Below are 18890 nucleotides of genomic sequence, written 5' to 3' on the forward strand. Positions count from 1 at the left end.
TTAGTGGTCGTTTCTGGTTCGGGGCGCCGCGGAGTACGGCTGCTCTTCGATGAAGGTGGCGCCGAGAATTTCGCGCACGACGGCCTCGCCGTAGCGCTGTTTCTCGGCGAAGGACGGCGCCCGCGACGGGCTCTTCGTGCGCTGGCCGGAAGCGTTCGGATGCTGGCGCTGCGCGGAGTCGCGCTGGCCCGAGTCGCGCTGGCCCGAGTTCTGCTGGCCCGAGTTCTGCTGGCCCGAGTCGCGCTGGCCCGAGTTGTGCTGGCCCGAGTCGCGCTGGCCCGAGTTCTGCTGGCCTGAGTTCTGCTGGCCTGAGTTCTGCCCCGGTACACCCTGCTGCTGCCGCCGCTGATCGGGGCTCGCCGGCAGAGCGGATACCTCGGCGTGCGCCTCGTAGTCGGGTACGCGTTCGTCGGCGGGTGCGTCAATCTCGGGGGGAACCTCGTCGTCGAACGGCGGCGGCACGTCGTGGAACGGGGGTTCGTCGTCCCGAGACGGCGATGCAAACGACGCCGCGGGCCAGGGCTCGTCGGATGACGGGCCGCCGGGGGGCTCTGCGGCGCGAACGGATGGTGCTCGAACGGGCGGCGGGGAATCCGGGGCAGCTTGGACGTTCACTGGAGGTGCCGCGGACGTGTCGGGAGCATGCGCTGTGTCGTCGTCGGTGACGGGGAGCGCGGGGCCGTCGGGCGAGCCGGGGATGGCGACGGTGGCCCACCCGCTGGTGGACGCGGAGACGGGCGACGCGCCCTGTGTGGCCGGCACTCCAACCTCGCGCGCAGCGGAACGGGCCGGCGCAGTGCGGGGGCTTGCGCCGGCCTCGCCGGCGGGCGCTGCGGTTACCGTCGACGCGGTCGGCGCGGTCGCCTCGCGACTGGGCTCGACCGATCCGACAGCATCCGCTGTGGTCGCTGAGGCTCGAGGTGATTCGGGTGCGGGGGCCGCTGGCGCAGGCTCCGCGGCGACGGCCGGCGAGGAGCCGGACGACACGCTGGCTGAGGAGGTCTCCCGGCCAGCTTCGACCCGCGCGATGAACTTGACCCGCAGGCCCAGCACAGCCACGATCGCGGTGCGCAGAAAGTCACTGGTTCCCATGCCGGGAACCTTCTGCTGCTTGAAACTGTCGACATCGGCCTGGCTCGGGAATGAGAGCGCGAGCACGTCGCCGTTGAGACCGAGCACGTGCGCTGTGTAGACGACGAGCCAGGCGGTGGTCTTCTCGTTCTTGACGGCCTCGAGAATCTCGGGCCAGGCGTCCTTGAGCTGCTGCAGGGTGACGGGAGCTCCGGGGACGACGGCCGGGCGGACGGGCGGGCTCGCCGGGGATGGTTGGGTTGGTGAAGCAGCCGGCGTTCCCGGAACGGCGGTCTCGGCTACCGGTTGTCGTGCCTGTCGAGACTCGACCAGCGGATTGGACGCGGTCTCGGCTACCGGTTGTCGGGCCTCTCGAGACTCGACCAGCGGATTGGACGCGGAGCCCGCTGGCTGGCCAGCGCCACCGATTGGGGCCGCACCGGGCGCAGCCGCCACACCGTCGACTCCGATTCGTCGTTCGAGTCGCTCGACCCGGGCGAGGGCGCCGCGGGTCGTGTCGTCGGTCGCCGGGATGAGGGCGCGCGCGATCATGAGTTCGAGGTACAGGCGCGGAGAGGTGGCCCCGCTCATCTCGGTGAGCGCGGCGTTCAAAATATCGGCGGTACGCGAAAGTTCGGCCGGCCCGAAAGCTGCGGCCTGCACGTTCATACGCTCGAGCTCGTCTTGCGGTACCCCGCGCAGCACGGCCGCGGCGCCCGCCACACTGGTAGCCGCGACAATAATGAGGTCGCGCAGGCGCTCAAGCAGGTCTTCGACGAACCGGCGCGGATCTTGCCCGGTCTGAATGACCCGGTCGACCGCGTCGAACGCGGCGGCGGAATCGCGGGCGCCGATGGCGTCGACGGCCTCATCGAGCAGGGAGGCGCTCGTGTAGCCGAGCAGCGCGACGGCGCGCTCGTACTCGATGGACTGCCCGTCAGACCCGGCCATGAGCTGGTCGAGCAGCGACAGGGTGTCGCGCGGCGAGCCTCCGCCGGCACGCACCACGAGCGGCAGAACGCCGGGCGCGACGACCATCTTCTCGGTCTCGCACATCTGCTGCACGTATTCCAGCATCGGCCCCGGCGGCACGAGCCGGAACGGATAGTGATGGGTACGCGAGCGGATGGTGCCGATCACCTTTTCGGGTTCGGTGGTCGCGAAGATGAACTTCACGTGTTCCGGGGGCTCTTCGACGATCTTCAGCAGCGCGTTGAAGCCCTGCGGCGTGACCATATGGGCCTCATCGAGGATGAAGATCTTGTAGCGGTCGCGAGCGGGCGCGAAGATGGCGCGCTCGCGAATGTCGCGGGCGTCGTCGACACCATTGTGGCTGGCCGCGTCGATCTCGACGACGTCGAGCGAGCCGCCGCCGTCACGGGCCAGCTCGACACAGCTGGGGCAAACGCCACAGGGTGTGTCGGTCGGTCCCTCTGCACAGTTGAGGCAGCGGGCCAGGATGCGCGCCGACGTGGTCTTGCCACAGCCGCGCGGGCCGCTGAAGAGATAGGCGTGATTCACCCGGTTGGTGCGCAGCGCCGTCATCAACGGATCGGTCACTTGGGACTGGCCGATCATCTCGGCAAAGGTCTCTGGCCGGTAGCGGCGATACAGGGCGGTAACCACGTTCTCCATGGTACTTGCCCGCACCGACACTCGCCCCCGCGAAGCCTGACCAGGCGGAGCCAGGTACGCAACCACGCAGGATCGCTCGCCACGAGGCCGATTCAGAATGCGGTGAACCACATCTCCGCAATTACGTACGGGTCAGGGGTCAGCGATGCGTGCCTGACCACACCAGGAATCGCCCGGCCGAACGCGACGATCCTCGGCAGTTATGCACTGCACGGCTGGAAGGACTCGCGGGATGCCGCTTAACCCACCGTCGCCAGGGTCTGGCGGGCGATCTCCAGCTCCTCGTTGGTCGGAATCACCAGCACGGTCACCGCGGAGTCGTCGGCGCTGATGATGCGGGCGCCGCGGTCGGCCGCGGCGTTGCGCTCGGGGTCGATGCGAATGCCGAGCGCCTCCAAACCCGCGAGGGCGCGCTCACGCACGAGCGGCGCGTTCTCGCCGACACCGGCGGTGAAGGAGATCACGTCGACCCGGCCGAGCTGCGCGTAGTAAGCCCCCACGTAGCCCTTGACCCGGTGCACGTACACGTCGATCGCGAGCTGCGAGGGCCCGTCACCGGCGGCCGCCGCGATGATCACATCGCGCATGTCGCCGCGTCCGGTCAGGCCGAGCAGCCCGCTGCCCCGGTTGAGCAGCTTGTCGATTTCGGGAAAGTCGAGTCCGGCTCGGCGGTGCAGGTGGAACAGCACGCCCGGGTCGATGTCGCCGGACCGGGTGCCCATGACGAGCCCCTCGAGCGGCGTCATGCCCATGCTGGTCTCGACCGAACGCCCACCCTCGACCGCGCAGGCCGACCCGCCGTTGCCGAGGTGCAGCACGATCTGGTTTAGGTCTTCGACCGGGCGCTGCAGAAAGTTGGCCGCCTCGCGCGCGACGAAGCCGTGGCTGGTGCCGTGAAATCCGTAGCGTCGGATGCGAAACTTCTCCGCCAGGTCGGCGTTGATCGCGTAGGTGAACGCTTCGGGCGGCAGCGTTTGGTGAAAGGCGGTGTCGAAAATGGCCACGTGCGGCACGTCGGCGAACGCCTCAACGGCCGCGACGATGCCCTGCAGCGCGCCCGGATTGTGCAGCGGCGCGAGCCCCGACAACTCGTCGATGTCCCGCTCGACCTGCGGCGTGACCAGGGTGGGCTGGTGAAAGCGCGCCCCGCCGTGCACAACGCGGTGCCCGACAGCAACCGGCACGTGGATGGTGAGCGACGGCCCGTGGGTGGCGAAGGCTTCGAGCATCACGGCGAATCCGGCCGCGTGGTCGGGAATGGGCAGCTCGCGCTTCCATTTTCGATCAGCGGATGCCGGCACGTGCGTCTCCGCTGCTGCCTCCGCCGCCGACACGGTCGCCGCCACCCCCGCAATGGAGTGCACGGAATCGCCGATGACCTCGCCGATGCGCTCGACCAGCCCGCTGGCCAGGGTGGTCTCCGTGTCCATCTCGATGAGCTGGTATTTGAACGAGCTCGAGCCGGAGTTGACGACCAGAACCGCGGTCATCGGGTGGCTCCGGCCGGGGTCGCGACGAGAACCGGGGTCGCGGCATCCGCTAACCCGGCCGCCTGGATGGCGGTGATCGCGACGGTGTTCACGATGTCCTGCACCAGGGCGCCGCGCGAGAGGTCGTTGATGGCCTTGCGCAGCCCCTGAAGCACGGGTCCGATCGCGACGGCGCCGGCGCTGCGCTGCACCGCCTTGTAGGTGTTGTTGCCGGTGTTCAGGTCGGGGAAGATGAACACGGTGGCGCGGCCGGCCACGCTGGAACCGGGCATTTTGGTGGCGGCGACGGCGGCATCCGCTGCTGCGTCGTACTGGATCGGGCCCTCGACCAGCAGGTCGGGACGCCGCTCACGCACCAGGGCGGTGGCGGCGCGCACCTTCTCGACGTCGGCGCCCTCACCCGACGAGCCGGTGGAGTAGGAGAGCATGGCGATGCGCGGCTCGATGCCGAACTGCACCGCCGTCGCCGCAGCCGAGATGGCGATGTCGGCGAGCTGCTCGGCCGTCGGAACCGGGATGACGGCGCAGTCGCCGTACACGAGCACCCGATCGGCGAGGGCCATGAGGAACACGCTTGACACCACACCGACGCCGTCCTGCGTCTTGATGATCTCGAAGCTGGGCCGGATGGTGTGCGCGGTAGTGTGCGTGGCGCCGGAGACCATGCCGTCGGCAAGCCCCTGCTGCACCATCATGGTGCCGAAGTAGCTCACGTCGGTGACGGTCTCATTGGCCTGGTCAAGGGTGATGCCCTTGTGCGCACGCAGCTCCATGTATTCCTGCGCGAACCTGAGACGCAGCAAGTCGTCGTAGGGGCTCACGACGTGGGCCCGGGAGATGTCGAGGCCGAGGCCGATGGCGCGCGAACGCACCTCGAACTCCTCACCGAGAATGGTCAGCTCGACCACATCACGGGCCAGCAGGGTGGCGGCGGCGCGCAGCACGCGGTCGTCCTCACCCTCGGGCAGCACGATGTGCTTGCGGTGCTGGCGCGCTCGCTCGAGCAGCGCATACTCGAACATGAGCGGGGTGACGACCTCGGTCGGGCTGACTTCAAGCCGATCGAGCAAAGCGGATGCGTCGACGTGCGTCTCGAACAGAGCCAGCGCGGTGTCGTGCTTGCGCTGCGAATCCGCGGCGAGTCGCCCGCGGGTGCGAGTGATGCGCATGGTCGTGTCGTAGGAGCCGAGCGAGGTTCTGATGATCGGCAGCGACGGCGCGAGGCCCTCCATCAGCCGCTGGATCGCGTCGGGCAGCTCGAAACCCCCGTTGAGCACGATGCCGGCGATCGACGGGAACGTCGCGGAGGCATTGGCGAGCAGCACGGCCAGCAGCACGTCTTCCCGGTCGCCCGGAACCACGACGACGGCGCCCTCGATCAGGCGCGGCAGCACGTTGACCATCGACATGGCGGCCACGACGACGCCGAGCGCCTCGCGGGCCAGAAGCGCCGGGTCGCCCTTGATCAGGGTGCCCTCGGTCGCCTCCATAATGCTCTGCATGCTCGGGGCCACGAGGTAGGGGTCTTCCGGAATGGCCCAGATCGGCACGCCGAACGCTCCGCCCGAGCGCGCCGGCTGCGCGTTGGTCGTGGCCCGCACCGAGTCGATGATCTCGGTCAGGGCGAGTTCGTCGGCCCGGTTGACGATGATCGCCAAAATGGATGCGTGTTCGTCGCGTAATTCCGCGAGCGCCACGTCGGTCTGGTGCCCGATGTCCACGGCCGAGCGGGCGTCGCTCTGGCCGAGGCGTTCGCCCTCGCCGGGGCCGACGCGGCCGCCGAGCACGAGCAGCACGGGCGCGCCCAGGTTCGCGGCGATGCGGGCGTTGAAGGCGAGCTCGGTGGGACTGCCAACGTCGGTGTAGTCGCTGCCGATGACCACGACCGTGTCGCAGTTGGCCTCGACCGCCTTGTAGCGCGCCACGATGCGGGCCAGCGCGGCGTCGGGGTCGGTGTTGACGTCATCGTAACTGACACCGATGCTCTGCTCGTAGGTCTGCCCGGCTGCGGCGCCCGGACCGGCGTTGGCCTGCAGGTGACGCAACAGAAGGTCGACGACATAGTCCGGTTCGGTCGAGGTGCGGGCGACGGGGCGGAACACGCCGACCCGCTCCACCAGGTGGGTGAGCGTGTCGACCACGCCGAGCGCGATCGAGGATTTGCCGGTATTACCTTCGGCACTGGTGATATAGATGCTTCGAGCCACGATGTCCATTTCAAACGTATTCGGGTTGGGAGAGAGCCGGGCGGGCCCGGGATGTCAAAAAGTGTCAGGCGCTAGACATTGTCGCTGCCGGTCTCGGCGGCGGTCGGGGCGGCATCCGTTTGGGACGACCAGGACCATTCGGTGACCGCGGGGAGGTCTTCCCCATGGTCGCGGGTGTATTGGCGTGCGGCCAGGCGGGCATCCTGCATCTGCTGCCGGAGCAGCCCGGCACGCGCGGCAAGGCCGGGGGTGCGGTCGATGACGTCCATGACGAGGTGGTACCGGTCGAGGTCGTTGAGCATGACCATGTCGAACGGGGTCGTCGTGGTGCCGATCTCCTTGTAGCCGCGGGCGTGCAGGTTTTCGTGGCCGTGGCGCTTGTAAGTGAGCCGGTGGATCAGCCACGGATAGCCGTGATAAGCGAAAATGATGGGCTTGTCGGGCGTGAAGACGGCGTCGAAGGCGCTGTCGCTCAGGCCGTGCGGGTGGTCGTCCTCGGATTGCAGGCGCATGAGGTCGACCACGTTCACGACCCGCACCTTGAGATCGGGCAGGTTCTGGCGCAGAATCTCGGCGGCGGCGAGCACCTCGAGGGTCGGCACGTCGCCGGCAGCGGCAAGCACGACGTCGGGCGCGAGGCCGGGCACCTCGGTGCCGGCCCAGTCGAAGATGCCGAGCCCGCGGGTGCAGTGCGCGACGGCCTGTTCCATGGTGAGCAGGTTGGGCGCCGGCTGCTTGCCGGCCACGACGACGTTGACATAGTTGACGCTGCGCAGGCAGTGGTCGTAGGTGCTCAGCAGCGTGTTCGCGTCGAAGGGCAGGTAGACCCGCACGACGTCGGCGCTCTTGTTGACGACGTGGTCGATGAAACCGGGATCCTGATGGCTGAACCCGTTGTGATCCTGCCGCCAGACGTGCGAGCTGAGCAGGTAGTTCAGGCTCGCGATCGGCGCCCGCCAGGGAATGTCGGCGGTCACCTTGAGCCACTTGGCGTGCTGGTTGAACATCGAGTCGACAATGTGGATGAACGCTTCGTAGCAGTTGAACAGCCCGTGCCGCCCGGTGAGCAGGTAGCCCTCGAGCCAGCCCTGGCACTGATGCTCACTCAGCATCTCCATGACGCGGCCGGCCCGGGCGAGGTTGGTGTCGCCGGGCTTCATCTGTGCGTTCCACTGCTTGGCGGTGACCTCGTAGACCGGCGGGGCCAGCCGGTTGGAGGCGGTTTCGTCGGGTCCGAAGATGCGAAAGTTATCCGGGTTCAAGCGGATGACCTCGGCCAGGTAGCCGCCCAGCACCCGCGTGGCCTCATCCACCGTTGCGCCCGGCTCCGGCACGTCGACGGCGAAATCGCGAAAGTCGGGCAGGTGCAGGTCGCGGCGCAGCAGGCCGCCGTTGGCGATCGGGTTGGCACTCATGCGCAGGGCGCCCGCCGGGGCGAGATCCCGGATCTTTTGCACGGGGGCACCGTGTGAGTCGAACAGGTCTCGAGGACGGTAGGACAGCATCCACTGTTCGAGAATTTTCGTGTGGGACGGGGTGTCGCGGGCGTTGGCCAGCGGAACCTGATGCGCCCGCCAGGTGTTCTCGACCTGCACGCCATCGATCACGGCGGGGCAGGTCCAACCCTTGGGGGTGCGGAGGATGATCATGGGCCAGCGCGGGCGGGCGAAGTCTTCGTGGTTTTTGTCGGCCTCGGCGGCTGCGGCCTTGATCTCGGCGATCTGGTTGAGCACGGCGTCGAGGGTCTCGGCCATGCGCGCGTGCACGAGCATGGGGTCTTCGCCGTCGAAGCCGCCGGAGACTATATAAGGGGTGTGACCGTAGCCGCGCATGAGATCCTGCAGCTCGTCTTCGGGGATGCGCGCGAGCACGGTGGGGTTGGCGATCTTGTACCCGTTGAGGTGCAGGATGGGCAGCACGACGCCGTCCTGCAGCGGGTCGATGAACTTGTTGGAGTGCCAACTGGTGGCGAGCGGGCCGGTTTCGGCCTCACCGTCGCCGACGACCGCGGCCACGAGCAGGTTCGGGTTGTCGAATGCGGCCCCGTAGGCGTGGCTCAGGGCGTAGCCGAGCTCGCCGCCCTCGTGGATGGATCCGGGCAGCTCGGGCGAGGCGTGGCTGGGGATTCCGCCGGGAAAGGAGAACTGGCGAAACAGTTTCTGCACGCCGTGCGCGTTCTGCTCGATGTCGGCGTAGACCTCGGTGTAGGTGCCGTCGAGGTAGGCGTTGGCGACCATGCCGGGGCCGCCGTGGCCCGGTCCGGTGATGTAGATGGTGCTCTGGCTGCGTTCCTGAATGGCGCGGTTGAGGTGCGCGTAGAGAAAGTTGAGGCCGGGCGTGGTGCCCCAGTGGCCGAGCAGGCGCGGCTTGACGTGGTCGCGGGTGAGCGGCTCGGTGAGCAGGGCGTTGCCGAGCAGGTAGATCTGGCCGACGGCGAGGTAATTCGCGGCACGCCACCAGGCGTCGATGCTGTCGAGGGCCGCTGCGCTGAGCGGTTTCGGCGCGCGCGAAGGCCAGGTCATGGTGCCGGAATCGTCGATCATCGGTCCTCCGCGTTGTCGCGCGGCGACACAGCCGCGCTGCTTCCATACTATTGAGCCTCGGCGTCTACCCCAGTGCCAAAGGTCCCGACTCCCGCGTGTTCGGCTAAATGGGGGTCACGATTTCACGCAATCTTTATGTTCGGGGACAGAAAAGACGCCTCGCGCACCTCGGCGCAGCCCCGGTTACCCTTGCGGGTTTCGGGATGAAAAAGACTCCTCGCGTGCCTCGGCACAACGGCGCAGCCCCGGTTACCCTTGCGGGGCGGGGCATAGAAAAGACTCCTCGCGCACCTCGGCACAGTGGCGCAGCCCCGGTTACCCTTGCGGGTTTCGGCACGAAAAAAGACTCCTCGCGCACCCGCCAGAGCCCGGTTACCCTTGCTACGTTTCCGTCCTGGGGGAATTGGCCAAGGTGGCGCCACGCGAGGAGCCGAAGTTTAGTTTAGGGCACGAGGCCGAGCGGCACCAACCGGGCGTGGTCTGCGCGAGGTGGCGGCAGCATCCGCTGGAAACAGGTAAGATTCTGGGTGTCGTTGCTTTACTGCGACGGCGGCCAGGAGAATTCGCCTAGTGGCCTATGGCGCACGCTTGGAAAGCGTGTTGGGTGAAAGCCCTCGGGGGTTCGAATCCCCCATTCTCCGCCACAACATCAACGCAGCGTGTTGGGTGAAAGCACAACGCCCACTCGCGGGGTCCTAATCCCCCATTCTCCGCCACAGCATCAACGCAGCGTGTTGGGTGACGCACAAACCCCACTCGCGGGGTCCTAATCCCCCATTCTCCGCCAACGGAGGAAAAACAGCGTCAGGGGTCGGAACGCTGGAACAGGGTGCCGCCGACCGTAGCGGCGAGGGCCTGCGCGATCGTCGTGCCGACGGCGCCGGCGGGACCGCGCGGCGCATACAGCTCGGTCCAGAACACCTGGTCGGCGGCCAGGCTCGCGCCGAGCAAGCGTTCCACGTCGTCGGCAACGTCGAATCCCTTGGTACGCAGCACCGTGAGGAGCGCGGTGCCGTCGACCGCGCAAACCTGTGTGCCGCCGCCGTTCCACACCGTGCGCAGCCCCAGATTCGGGTCGATCTCGACCGCTGCCACGAGGTGATCGGCCAGGTCGACAGGTCGCCGCGAGATGATAACGAGTTCGCGAGGCATCAGAGTCCCTCCGTCACAGCGGGCAGGCCGAGCGCCTTCGCCAGGTCGATCACACTGAACTCGCGGGCAAGGTTCACGAACTGCGGCCAGCCGTCGCCCTCGGTGAACGGCACGACAAGCGCCGGAATGCGCGGCCGACCGGCGCGGAAGGCCCCGAAGCGAGTCTCGAGATCCGTCAGATCCAGATGGAGATCCTGCACGGCGCGCGGACCCAGCACAACCGCCACCGGAACCGGCGGAGCGGCGAGTACCGGGTCGATCGACAGATCGGCGCGACCGCGCAGCAGCACAGCGGATGCGACCAGCACCGTCTGCGCATCGGCCAGCCTCCCCAAAACGGCCGGGGCGTCCACAATCCGCTGCCGGGCGATACCCTCATCGCTGCCGAGGGCGACGAGCATCTTGGTCTCCTCGGTGACGCCCCTGGCGCTGCGGCTGACCCGCACCGTGGCCGTCATCGCCCGTTCGCCCCGCCCGGCCACGTAGATTTTGGAAACGCGCGGCATGCGGCCGCGCACGAACCGCGTCACATTGGCGCGATTCCAGTGCAGGCCTGCCGGTTCGTTCACGCCCCACCCCACCGGCGCCGCGTCGGCAAGCTGAGCGGTGAGCAGCTCAAGGGTGCCGCCCAGCGTGGTCTCGTCCCGGGCCTGGTGGGTGACGGATGCGGTGACCTGCAGCCAGGCCTCGACGGGCTCGAGCGGCAATACCGGGTCGGCTGCGGCACCCGTTGTGCCAGTCTCCCGGAACGCGTCGTCGAAGGAAGCCAGGGTGCGGCCGGTCAGGGCGTTGCGCAGTGCCCCGTCGGAGCTGCGCACTACCCACGCAGCCCCGGTCGCCGAAAGCAGCTGGAGCAGGCCGAATGTGACCCGCGACCCGCGCCCGGTGACCAGCAACACGCGCCGGCCGACCCCGGCGGCGTCGACCACGAGACTCGCGAAACCCTCGGTCGCTGCGATGAGCGACGCCGTGGTGATGGTCGCGACGAAGCCGTCGCCGACAAAATCGACCAGCGGATGCTCGACGCTCACCTTGCCCGTCACCACGTCCCCCGATCCGCCCGTCAGCTCAGGATATCGGGTCGGGCGAGGGCGCCGGCATCCGTTGGGATGGCGGCGATGTGGTGTTCCAGCAGCCTCTCGTCTCTCGCTACGGGCAGGTGCGTCTTCCATCATCGCGCTTCGGCGAGGGCATCGGCTACACCGCGCGTCGTGGCCAGACCCTCGACTCCGGCCACGAGCGCTGAGGGCAGCGCTGACTCTCCATGGAGAGCACCGAGGATGTTGCCGCAGATCGCGCCGGTCGAGTCGCTGTCACCGGAGTGCGTCACCGCGAGCGTCAGGGCTTCCATGACCTGGTGCGCAGCCGGAAACGCGAGCGCGCAATAGACCGCAATGCCGAGGGCCTCCTCCGCAATCCAACCAGCCCCGAGAGATTCCACTGTCGCCAGCGTCGGGGACGCCGTGTGGGAAAGCCGCAAAGCCTGGTCCAGCGATTCCGACGTTAGCGTGAGCCGGTACCCTTCCTGGGAAGCGGCGTAATCCCGGGCGGCCAGAACGCTCAGCTCGAGATCGCCGCCAGCAGCCAGCAGCCGCACCAGCAGCGCCAATGCCCCCGCAGCGACGTGCGCAACCGGATGGCCATGGGTGATCGCAGCAGCGGATGCCGCGGCCGCGAAGACCGTCTCGGGGCTCCACCGCAAAACCAACCCGAACGGCGCGCTGCGCATGACAGTGCCGCAGCCCTTGCTGTCATTCTGCGCGTCGGGCACCGACAGTGTGCGATCCGTGATTTGGGACAGCGCCCCCATAATCGTGTTTCCGGGAGCTCGTCGAACGTAGAGCCACCGTTCGCTCATCAACGCCGAAGTCGCGGCTTCGCGCATAGGGCGGTTTTCCCACCCGTTCTGGGTGTCATACCAGTCGAGATAGGCCCGCGCGAGCGCGTTTCGCGTGGCCGGCGGGTCGCTGGCTCGCGTCGAGTCGCGAGCGAGCGCATCCGCTGTGAACAGCGTCATCTGCGTATCGTCGCTGACCACACCGAGCGAGCGGTTCGGCAGGGCCAGATAGTGCAGCACGCCCGCCGCGCCGACCGAGGCGAGGATGCGTTCGGCCGACCAGAATTCCACCGGATAGCCGAGGGCATCGCCGATGGCACCGCCGACCAGGCAGCCACGCACCCGATCCCGATGCCGGACCTGTGCCGCAGTTTTTCGCTCGGCGAGGCCGACCGAGTCGGGCACGGCGAGCGTGGTCGCGGCAGTAATGAGGTGAGCGATCGGGTGGGCGCAGGCCCGCGACAGCGTGATCGCATCGAACTCCGCCGCGATCTCGGGCCACGCCCCGCCGGACTGATCCGGATCCTCGAGGCGATAGCCCCGACCATCGGCCGGAGGCAGGATCGACAGCGGTGCCGCGGGCGGGTCGATCCATCGGTCGCCCCACGCTGCGGCGCCGATCGACCAGACGACAGCCCGCAGGAGCAGATCGGGATTGGCGAAGACGCCGAGCTCTCGTTCCACGCCCGAGGCGAGGGCTGAAAGGCGACTCTGGTGGGCGTCGAAGGTCACCATCATCGCTGGTGCGCCGGGCACGTCGATGCAGACCGAATTGCGGGTCAGCTGCAACGCGGCACCGGGAATGAGGAGCGTCAGCTCGTGCAGGCAGCGCAGCGCAGATTTCAGCCGCTCCAGCAGGAGATCATTGCCCGATTTGGGCCCGCCCATCGTGTCGATCCACTTGGTGAAATTGATGGGGTGGCCGAGGTGACGCTCGGTCGCGGCGCGGATTCCTGACCGAAGGAGCAGCACCTCGGCCTGCAGCGGCCCTCCCATTTCAGTGAGTCGCCCCATTACGGCGAGGTCAGCTGAATGGTCTTTACGTCCTCCAAGGCGGCCTTGGGAAGCGTTATCTCATAGACTCCGGCCTCGAGTTTGATCAGGCGCAATCCCTCCGCGAGGTCCGCATTGTGGCCCACATATGAACCCCGCGACAGGACGACGCCGGTGTCGTCACTCCACTCGTCGACAATGCGCAAGCGAAGGCCATTCCAACTCGCCTCCACGTTGAGCTCGACAATATCTCCAGCTTCCGCCCGGGCAATCTCTCGTCGCCATTTGCCGGGAGCGGTCTGCGCGAACAACGGATCCGCGGGTTGCTCATCCATCGCGAGTGCAATGCGGGTTCCGCCATCCAACACGTCTGCGAGGTAATACGCCTGATTGAACGACGCGAGCGTTCCGACGAAGCGGGAGCGTGGCGACCGACGCGCAACTGCCAGGCCGTCGACCACCCAGCCATGGCCAACATCCGGATACCGCGCCAGTTCCTGACTCGACCCGTCGGTAAAAATCCGCACAAGCACCGAGTCGGGAGCGAGACGAGTATGGGTGAGCCACCACAGAGGTACGATTCGCTCACCGGCCGTCGCGAAACCGGTTCCCGTGAAAGGCGCCCGATCAACGAAGGGCCCGTCCGTCATCGACCGAGTCGCCTGGTCGATGCCGCCGATGGCGTTGACCAGTTGCTGGGTCGGAGTGGACGGAAAACGGAGCACGTCGAGGTATGGGTCGCTTGCCGAGAATGGCGACCCGGGATAGCCCAGGCCGTGGATCTCGAACAGTTGTGCAGGCGTTGTCGCGAAGGCCACGTCACCGGCTTGGACTGCGAAACCTGAGACGCGATCCCACCCGGACGTCAGATATGCGGCGCTGGCCTGCGGTGTGACAACTTTCTGCAGAACCGTATTCACTGTGTGATCTCCAACTTCGATGATTGTCTGGCTGTGAACGCGACGTATCGCAATGTGCGAGAACTAGTGACGGCGCCGATCGGGCATCTGCCAACCGAACCGAGGCAAGTCTGACAGCGCCACCGGGTGAATCGTGTAGCGCAGTTGAGAGACCTGCTCGAGCGGGGCTGAAACCGCGGACACGAATGCCACGTCGTTTGGCTCGTCGAGACCCTCCACCGCCCGCATTTCGCCCTGCCACTCAACAGCGGACTCTATTCGCCGAGCGCTGGTCACATCCTCTTCGGCATCGCCTGGCGCGACGATCGTGCGCCATTCCATGGGGGAATGTCGCTGGGTGCCGAGCGCGTAGAGCCCATAGTCTTCGGTCACGGTCTCACCGAGGTCCTTGCGCACGATGATTCCTTCGTCGTGCTCATCCCGGTCGCCGGGTAGCACCACGACGCCCGCTCGTCCGCGAACGTGTGCCACGCACCCGATGACCGTTCCCCGGCCGACGGGCCGTTCTGCACTTGACCACGAACGCAGGCTGAGCTCGGTGCGCGAGACGACTGCCGACCATCCGCTCTTCACGTTCGCCCCGTGCCGAATTTCGGGATGCTCGACCGCTGGCAGTCCTCCACGCTCAACGAAGATGTGCGCGCGGGTGCCTCGGATTCCCGCGACCTTCACCGTGATGTCACGCCACACCGCGGTCCATTCCACATACCGCAGTCCCGGCACCTGGTCGCGCGGCACCAGACGGGTGAACGACTGATACCCGTCCGGCTGCCACTCATCGCCCGGCGGCTCGCCATCGTCCAACCAGACCAGCTGAAGTTGCGGCACGCCGGCCAGGCTGACCGTGCCTGCGGAATCGGCAACGCCGAAGTCCGTACCGTCGATCGTCGTCAATAATCCGGGCAGGGGTGTCTCGTCGTCGATCACGTCGAAGACCGACGTGCGAGTCAACCAGAAGCGATCGAGATCAAGAAAACTCACCTCGCCAGACATCAACGGCAATCGCGAACCCGGGTAGCTCCCGTCGAGATACTTGAGGTTGTGCACACCGCTGAGGGGCAGTTCACCGTTCACGGCCACCAAACCCCGCGGGCTGACCGACTCCACGTGAACGCGAACCCCGTTGAACCGTGCCCACCCCTCTAGGTGCACGCGACCCCCCGGAATGGCTCGGTCGCGCAAGATACTCAGATCACGCGGATGAGTCAGGTCGCTCGGGTCATTGTCGAAAATCACGGCTGGACTCCTTCTCGAAATCGACCGCGCGCGCGCTGCCGGCAACCGCCGCAATCCCATCCAGTCTTCCAGAGGGGGCAGCACCTCGGGAACTCATCGAACGGGTGCGGCAAAACCTGATGGCGTGGCGTCCAAGAACGACCGTGGGTTCAGCGAATCGACGAGGACCCAGCTGCCAGCGATCGATGGGTTCGACCGGTCGAAGACGCCCACAAGCTCCCGAGTGCCATCGGGCAGCGTGCGCCACAACTCGCTGCCGTCCGGCAAGGCGATCCGATTGCGACCAAAGGTTGCCTCGGGTACGAAACCCGAGCCGGTTCCAGAGAAGCCCGAACCGCGGAACGGATTCTTCGGGTCGAGTGCCTGCGCGAGTTCTCGAACGAGGGAGGGGTGTCGTACCTCGAGGGCGGACTTCTCGGCCGGAAACAAATTGTCCCAAAAGGCCTGGACGGCGTCAGCACGCAGGATCGCATCTGAGATGCTGAAAATACTGTCCGGCAACTCGGCCTCCATCCACTGCACTGCTGAATCCGGTACGCGCGGGGCGGCAACGCCCGAGGTTTCGAAGCGCACGTCGAAGTACGGGCGCCCCGCGGCGATATCGCTGGTGTACTGGCTGCCGGGATAGTTGAGTCCCAGTGCATCGTGCATCTGTGTCGGCGTCATTCCAGCCGTGTCCGCCGGGCGAGCCACAAAACCTTGCAGGTCCTGCATCGTGACTGGCATTTGATCGATGATAATCTCGGCCTGTTCCCACGGAACCGTCTTCTGCAGGTGACCGGTGTTATCGGGAGAGGGCAGGGCATCCCGGATATCAATCAGGAGTGACATCTCGTGGCGCGTCAGGCCCGCCAGGGGCGTCTCGACGAGGCGTGTGAATTCCGGCATCGATACACCGGCACGATCGAGAACCACCGGCAGGCTGTCTTCAAAGGACGAATATCCGGCCGCTGCGATCCCGCTGTCGGAAAACGCGGGTGTGTACGAGGTTCCATTCTCCAAGGCCACCGGCGCGGATCCATTGAACACCGTTCCGGCGGGGCCAGCATCAGTTGATGGTGCATCGGACGACGTCGCGTGGGGCGTGACGTCGTCGATTGCGCCCGCGGGCGCATCCGCTGTGGGGCGGGGCGCGGCGTCAACGGGCACGTCGACGTGCGCAGCGACCGGAGGTGCGGCCGCTGCGGCGGAAGGCGTTACGCGGTCGGCGATGCTGTGCAGCGCGCTCCCGCCGCTGCCAGCCTCGCCAACGGCCAGGTGCGGCGGCGCGCCAAACCCGACAGCGCCGTCCGGAGTCACGGCCAGGTAGCCGGGCTCGATGTGCACCGCGGGAGTCTGGTCGGCGATGGAGTGCAACGCCTGGGCGAGCGCGGCGCGACCGGTCGAGACACCGGAGAACAGGCCGGTTTTGGCCAGGTCGGTGACAACCGTGAGACCCTGGCCGACGTGGAGTACTGCGCCGCCGGCCCGGGTGACTACCGTCACGCCCGGCAAGACGACGTCGATGGTGTGACCGATGATCGACGACACGCGCGCCGTGATCGTGCCGGCCTTCACCCCACCGACGACCGCGCCTCCGGGGATGAAGAAGGTGCCGATGTTGAGCAGTGCCGTTCCGGCCGCTTCAGCCGGGTTCTCGGCCCACTTGTCGGCCGCGACGATTCCCTTTGCCGCAGCGAACAGCGCCTCCTGCGAGCCGTTGACGAAGTTCTGGGTGCCGTGCAGCCAGCCAGGAACCGACGACTTCGGCACCGTCATCGACAGAATCGAGATCGGCCCGACCAGGGCGAGACCGGCCACGGTCATGCCTAGGCCAGACCACACCTGCCCGGCCAGCTGGCCGTCGCCCCACTGTCCGGTGTCCGAGTTGTAGCTCAGGAGTGCGCCGCCGCCCTCCCACATGCCCACGGCAGAATCGGCGATGCCGTCGCCGAACGACTCGGAACACGACCGGTCACCGTCAGTAGCCGCGCCCCACGGCAGGGACACGCCCTCACTGTCAAGGTCGGCGACGGTCAGCGCCATGGCGTCGACCACACACACGTCCCTGCGCAACGCATTGATCGCGTTCACGCAGTCGACCCGTACCGTGTCGAGCGCGGCGACCTCGACGTTCACCCGGTGGATCAGGTCTTTGTTCTCTTCCACGGATGGCTTGTGCTCACGCCAGTTGATCACCGTCGGTCCCATATCGGCGAAATCGGTCACCATGAAGCTCAAGACGCCCGCGTTGTAAGCGGGGTGGTCGCCGTCCCAAATGTCGACGGTGACGCCGTCGGACACCCGGGCGACGAACGCCCGAGCCTCCTCGCGAATGATCGCCAGACGCGCCTTCACCGGAGCCACATCGTCGGCGAAGTTGGCGATAATCGTCGACAACGACGAGAACGTCTGCCCCAGCGCCGCGGAATCCACGGCGACCGGCGCCATCACCTCCAGCAACTCGGCTGACTCCGGCGCCACATACACACCCGACAACCCCGCCCACTGCGTGACAACCGCGGCGCCCTTCTCGGTCACCGCCGTACCCGCCGTCGAAAAGCCCGTCGCCGACCCGGCCAGCGTCGCCGGATCGATATCCGCCCCCGGAATCAGATCGGGCTGAATCAGATCGCCATCAACCAGGCACATCTGCGCGGCCATCAGGACGCACCGGTGAAGAACGACAGGTCACCGGATGACGCGGCCTGGCTCGCCGCCGCCTGCGCGGTCGCCGCCATCTCCTCGTCACCCTGCACATACCCGATGGTGGCGGTGCTGGCCCCGAGCGAGCCCGCCGTGATGCGGTTGCCGATGGCGATCAGGCGGTTCTGCTCGCTCGTGATCAGCGCCTGCACGGCTGCCGGAACGTCGGCCAGGCCGGAGCCGGCACCGCTGCTGAGCTCGGAGAATGCCGTCGACATGCCGTCGAGCGCACTGCTCAGCTCGGTCGCGGCGGTTTCCACCGATGCGAGCACGGACTGCACGCCAGGCGCGTTGATACTCCAGCCGCTCATTCCCCCGAGCCTTTCCGTGCGCCCGAAGGCAGACGTTTATCCGATGTTTTGAACGGCGGAACGACCACGAGCGAGAGCGGCCTGAGCGGTCTCATCGTTCGACGCGAGGGAGGTGCGCAGGGACGTGATGATCTGCTTCACCTGCCCGGCCACCGTGTTCCAACGAATTTCCTTCGACGCGTACTCTTCCGACACGCCGTCTGCCTGGTAATCGGCCATCATGGCCTTCACATCGGCGTCGCGCTGGTCGATGAGGGCCTCGAGTCGACCCGCAATAGCGTTGAAGTTGTCCTGCGCATTCTGTGATGCAGCAATGTCATAGTCGCGACGATCCGCCGCGTTACCGCCTGAAGCCATGAGAGTGCCCCTATCCCCGTGAACCGAACCGAGCCGAGTCGAAACCCGCCCCGGATTGTGCTGATGTCGTCTGGTCAGCGAACTCCTGGTCGGCCTGGCCGAAGGCCACATCCTGGTCGGCGATACCGGTGAGGATCGACGACAGCGCGCCGTTCAACTCAGCCGAAATGGAATCCGTCTCGTTCTTGAACCGATCGAATGCCGCACGGCCAGCACCATTGAACCGGCCCTCGAGCGGCGCAGCGGCCTCGAACAACTGCTTCACCAGCGTGCCGAGGTCGTCAGACGACGTGCTGGTCTTCTTGACGAGATGCGACAGAACGTCGGCCCCCATCGCGAACTTCATGCCGGACATCGTGTACCCCCAATAGTCGGTGAGCCCTCAGGATAGGCCACCAAGCTGTACAGCGGGGGTTTTTGGGTAAAGCTGCACAATCCTAGATGAAATGCTAC

Annotated in this window: 13 protein-coding genes, 1 tRNA gene and 1 other RNA gene; 1 reads left to right on the forward strand and 14 read right to left on the reverse strand. The window is 66.9% G+C overall.

Annotation, left to right across the window (positions count from 1 at the left end; genetic code table 11):
- From BMW72_RS00165 to ffs, 5 genes are all read right to left on the reverse strand, one after another.
- Positions 1-2697, reverse strand: coding sequence for a DNA polymerase III subunit gamma and tau (locus BMW72_RS00165; RefSeq protein WP_092106767.1), 2697 nt, complete (start codon positions 2695-2697; stop codon positions 1-3).
- 248 nt (positions 2698-2945) lie between these two features.
- Entirely contained in the window at positions 2946-4196 is a 1251-nt protein-coding gene (locus BMW72_RS00170) for an acetate/propionate family kinase (protein ID WP_092106070.1), read from the reverse strand.
- On the reverse strand, positions 4193-6403 hold the full coding sequence (gene pta / locus BMW72_RS00175) for a phosphate acetyltransferase (RefSeq protein ID WP_092106770.1): 2211 nt from the start codon (positions 6401-6403) through the stop codon (positions 4193-4195). Before pta ends, BMW72_RS00170 begins: the two co-directional genes overlap by 4 nt.
- 71 nt (positions 6404-6474) lie before the next feature.
- Positions 6475-8925 carry a phosphoketolase family protein gene (locus tag BMW72_RS00180; RefSeq protein WP_241983987.1) on the reverse strand — a complete coding sequence of 817 codons (2451 nt, stop codon included), beginning with the start codon at positions 8923-8925 and terminating at the stop codon, positions 6475-6477.
- Between the two features lie 359 nt (positions 8926-9284).
- Positions 9285-9381: signal recognition particle sRNA small type (gene ffs / locus BMW72_RS00185), an RNA gene on the reverse strand.
- 121 nt (positions 9382-9502) lie between these two features.
- Here ffs and BMW72_RS00190 point away from each other — a divergent pair.
- Positions 9503-9590: transfer RNA gene (locus BMW72_RS00190), tRNA-Ser, on the forward strand.
- A gap of 160 nt (positions 9591-9750) precedes the next feature.
- Here the strand turns inward: BMW72_RS00190 and BMW72_RS00195 are convergent.
- The 9 genes from BMW72_RS00195 to BMW72_RS00235 form a co-directional block, all read right to left on the reverse strand.
- Positions 9751-10098 carry a hypothetical protein gene (locus BMW72_RS00195; protein WP_092106074.1) on the reverse strand — a complete coding sequence of 116 codons (348 nt, stop codon included), beginning with the start codon at positions 10096-10098 and terminating at the stop codon, positions 9751-9753.
- Positions 10098-11144 carry a DUF6177 family protein gene (locus BMW72_RS00200; RefSeq protein WP_092106076.1) on the reverse strand — a complete coding sequence of 349 codons (1047 nt, stop codon included), beginning with the start codon at positions 11142-11144 and terminating at the stop codon, positions 10098-10100. The genes BMW72_RS00195 and BMW72_RS00200 overlap by 1 nt, the downstream gene beginning before the upstream one ends.
- Positions 11145-11269: 125 nt before the next feature.
- Positions 11270-12949, reverse strand: a complete 1680-nt coding sequence (locus BMW72_RS00205) for an ADP-ribosylglycohydrolase family protein (protein WP_198411000.1) — start codon at positions 12947-12949, stop codon at positions 11270-11272.
- Positions 12949-13848 (reverse strand): hypothetical protein, encoded by a 900-nt coding sequence (locus BMW72_RS00210; RefSeq protein ID WP_092106078.1) that lies wholly within the window; start codon positions 13846-13848, stop codon positions 12949-12951. Before BMW72_RS00210 ends, BMW72_RS00205 begins: the two co-directional genes overlap by 1 nt.
- A 63-nt stretch (positions 13849-13911) precedes the next feature.
- Complete coding sequence (locus BMW72_RS00215) at positions 13912-15084, reverse strand: hypothetical protein (RefSeq protein ID WP_092106080.1); 1173 nt, start codon at positions 15082-15084, stop codon at positions 13912-13914.
- A gap of 93 nt (positions 15085-15177) precedes the next feature.
- Positions 15178-17727 (reverse strand): hypothetical protein, encoded by a 2550-nt coding sequence (locus tag BMW72_RS00220; RefSeq protein WP_092106082.1) that lies wholly within the window; start codon positions 17725-17727, stop codon positions 15178-15180.
- A complete protein-coding gene (locus tag BMW72_RS00225) occupies positions 17727-18080 on the reverse strand; it encodes a DUF6507 family protein (protein WP_092106084.1) in 354 nt (117 codons plus the stop codon). The genes BMW72_RS00220 and BMW72_RS00225 overlap by 1 nt, the downstream gene beginning before the upstream one ends.
- A gap of 36 nt (positions 18081-18116) precedes the next feature.
- Positions 18117-18437: a pore-forming ESAT-6 family protein gene (locus tag BMW72_RS00230; protein ID WP_092106086.1), complete on the reverse strand. Its 321-nt coding sequence runs from the start codon at positions 18435-18437 to the stop codon at positions 18117-18119.
- 10 nt (positions 18438-18447) lie between these two features.
- A complete protein-coding gene (locus BMW72_RS00235; RefSeq protein WP_092106088.1) occupies positions 18448-18783 on the reverse strand; it encodes a hypothetical protein in 336 nt (111 codons plus the stop codon).
- Positions 18784-18890 lie beyond the last annotated feature (107 nt).

The organism is Cryobacterium luteum, assembly GCF_900110125.1.
Classification (GTDB): Bacteria; Actinomycetota; Actinomycetes; order Actinomycetales; family Microbacteriaceae; genus Cryobacterium; species Cryobacterium luteum.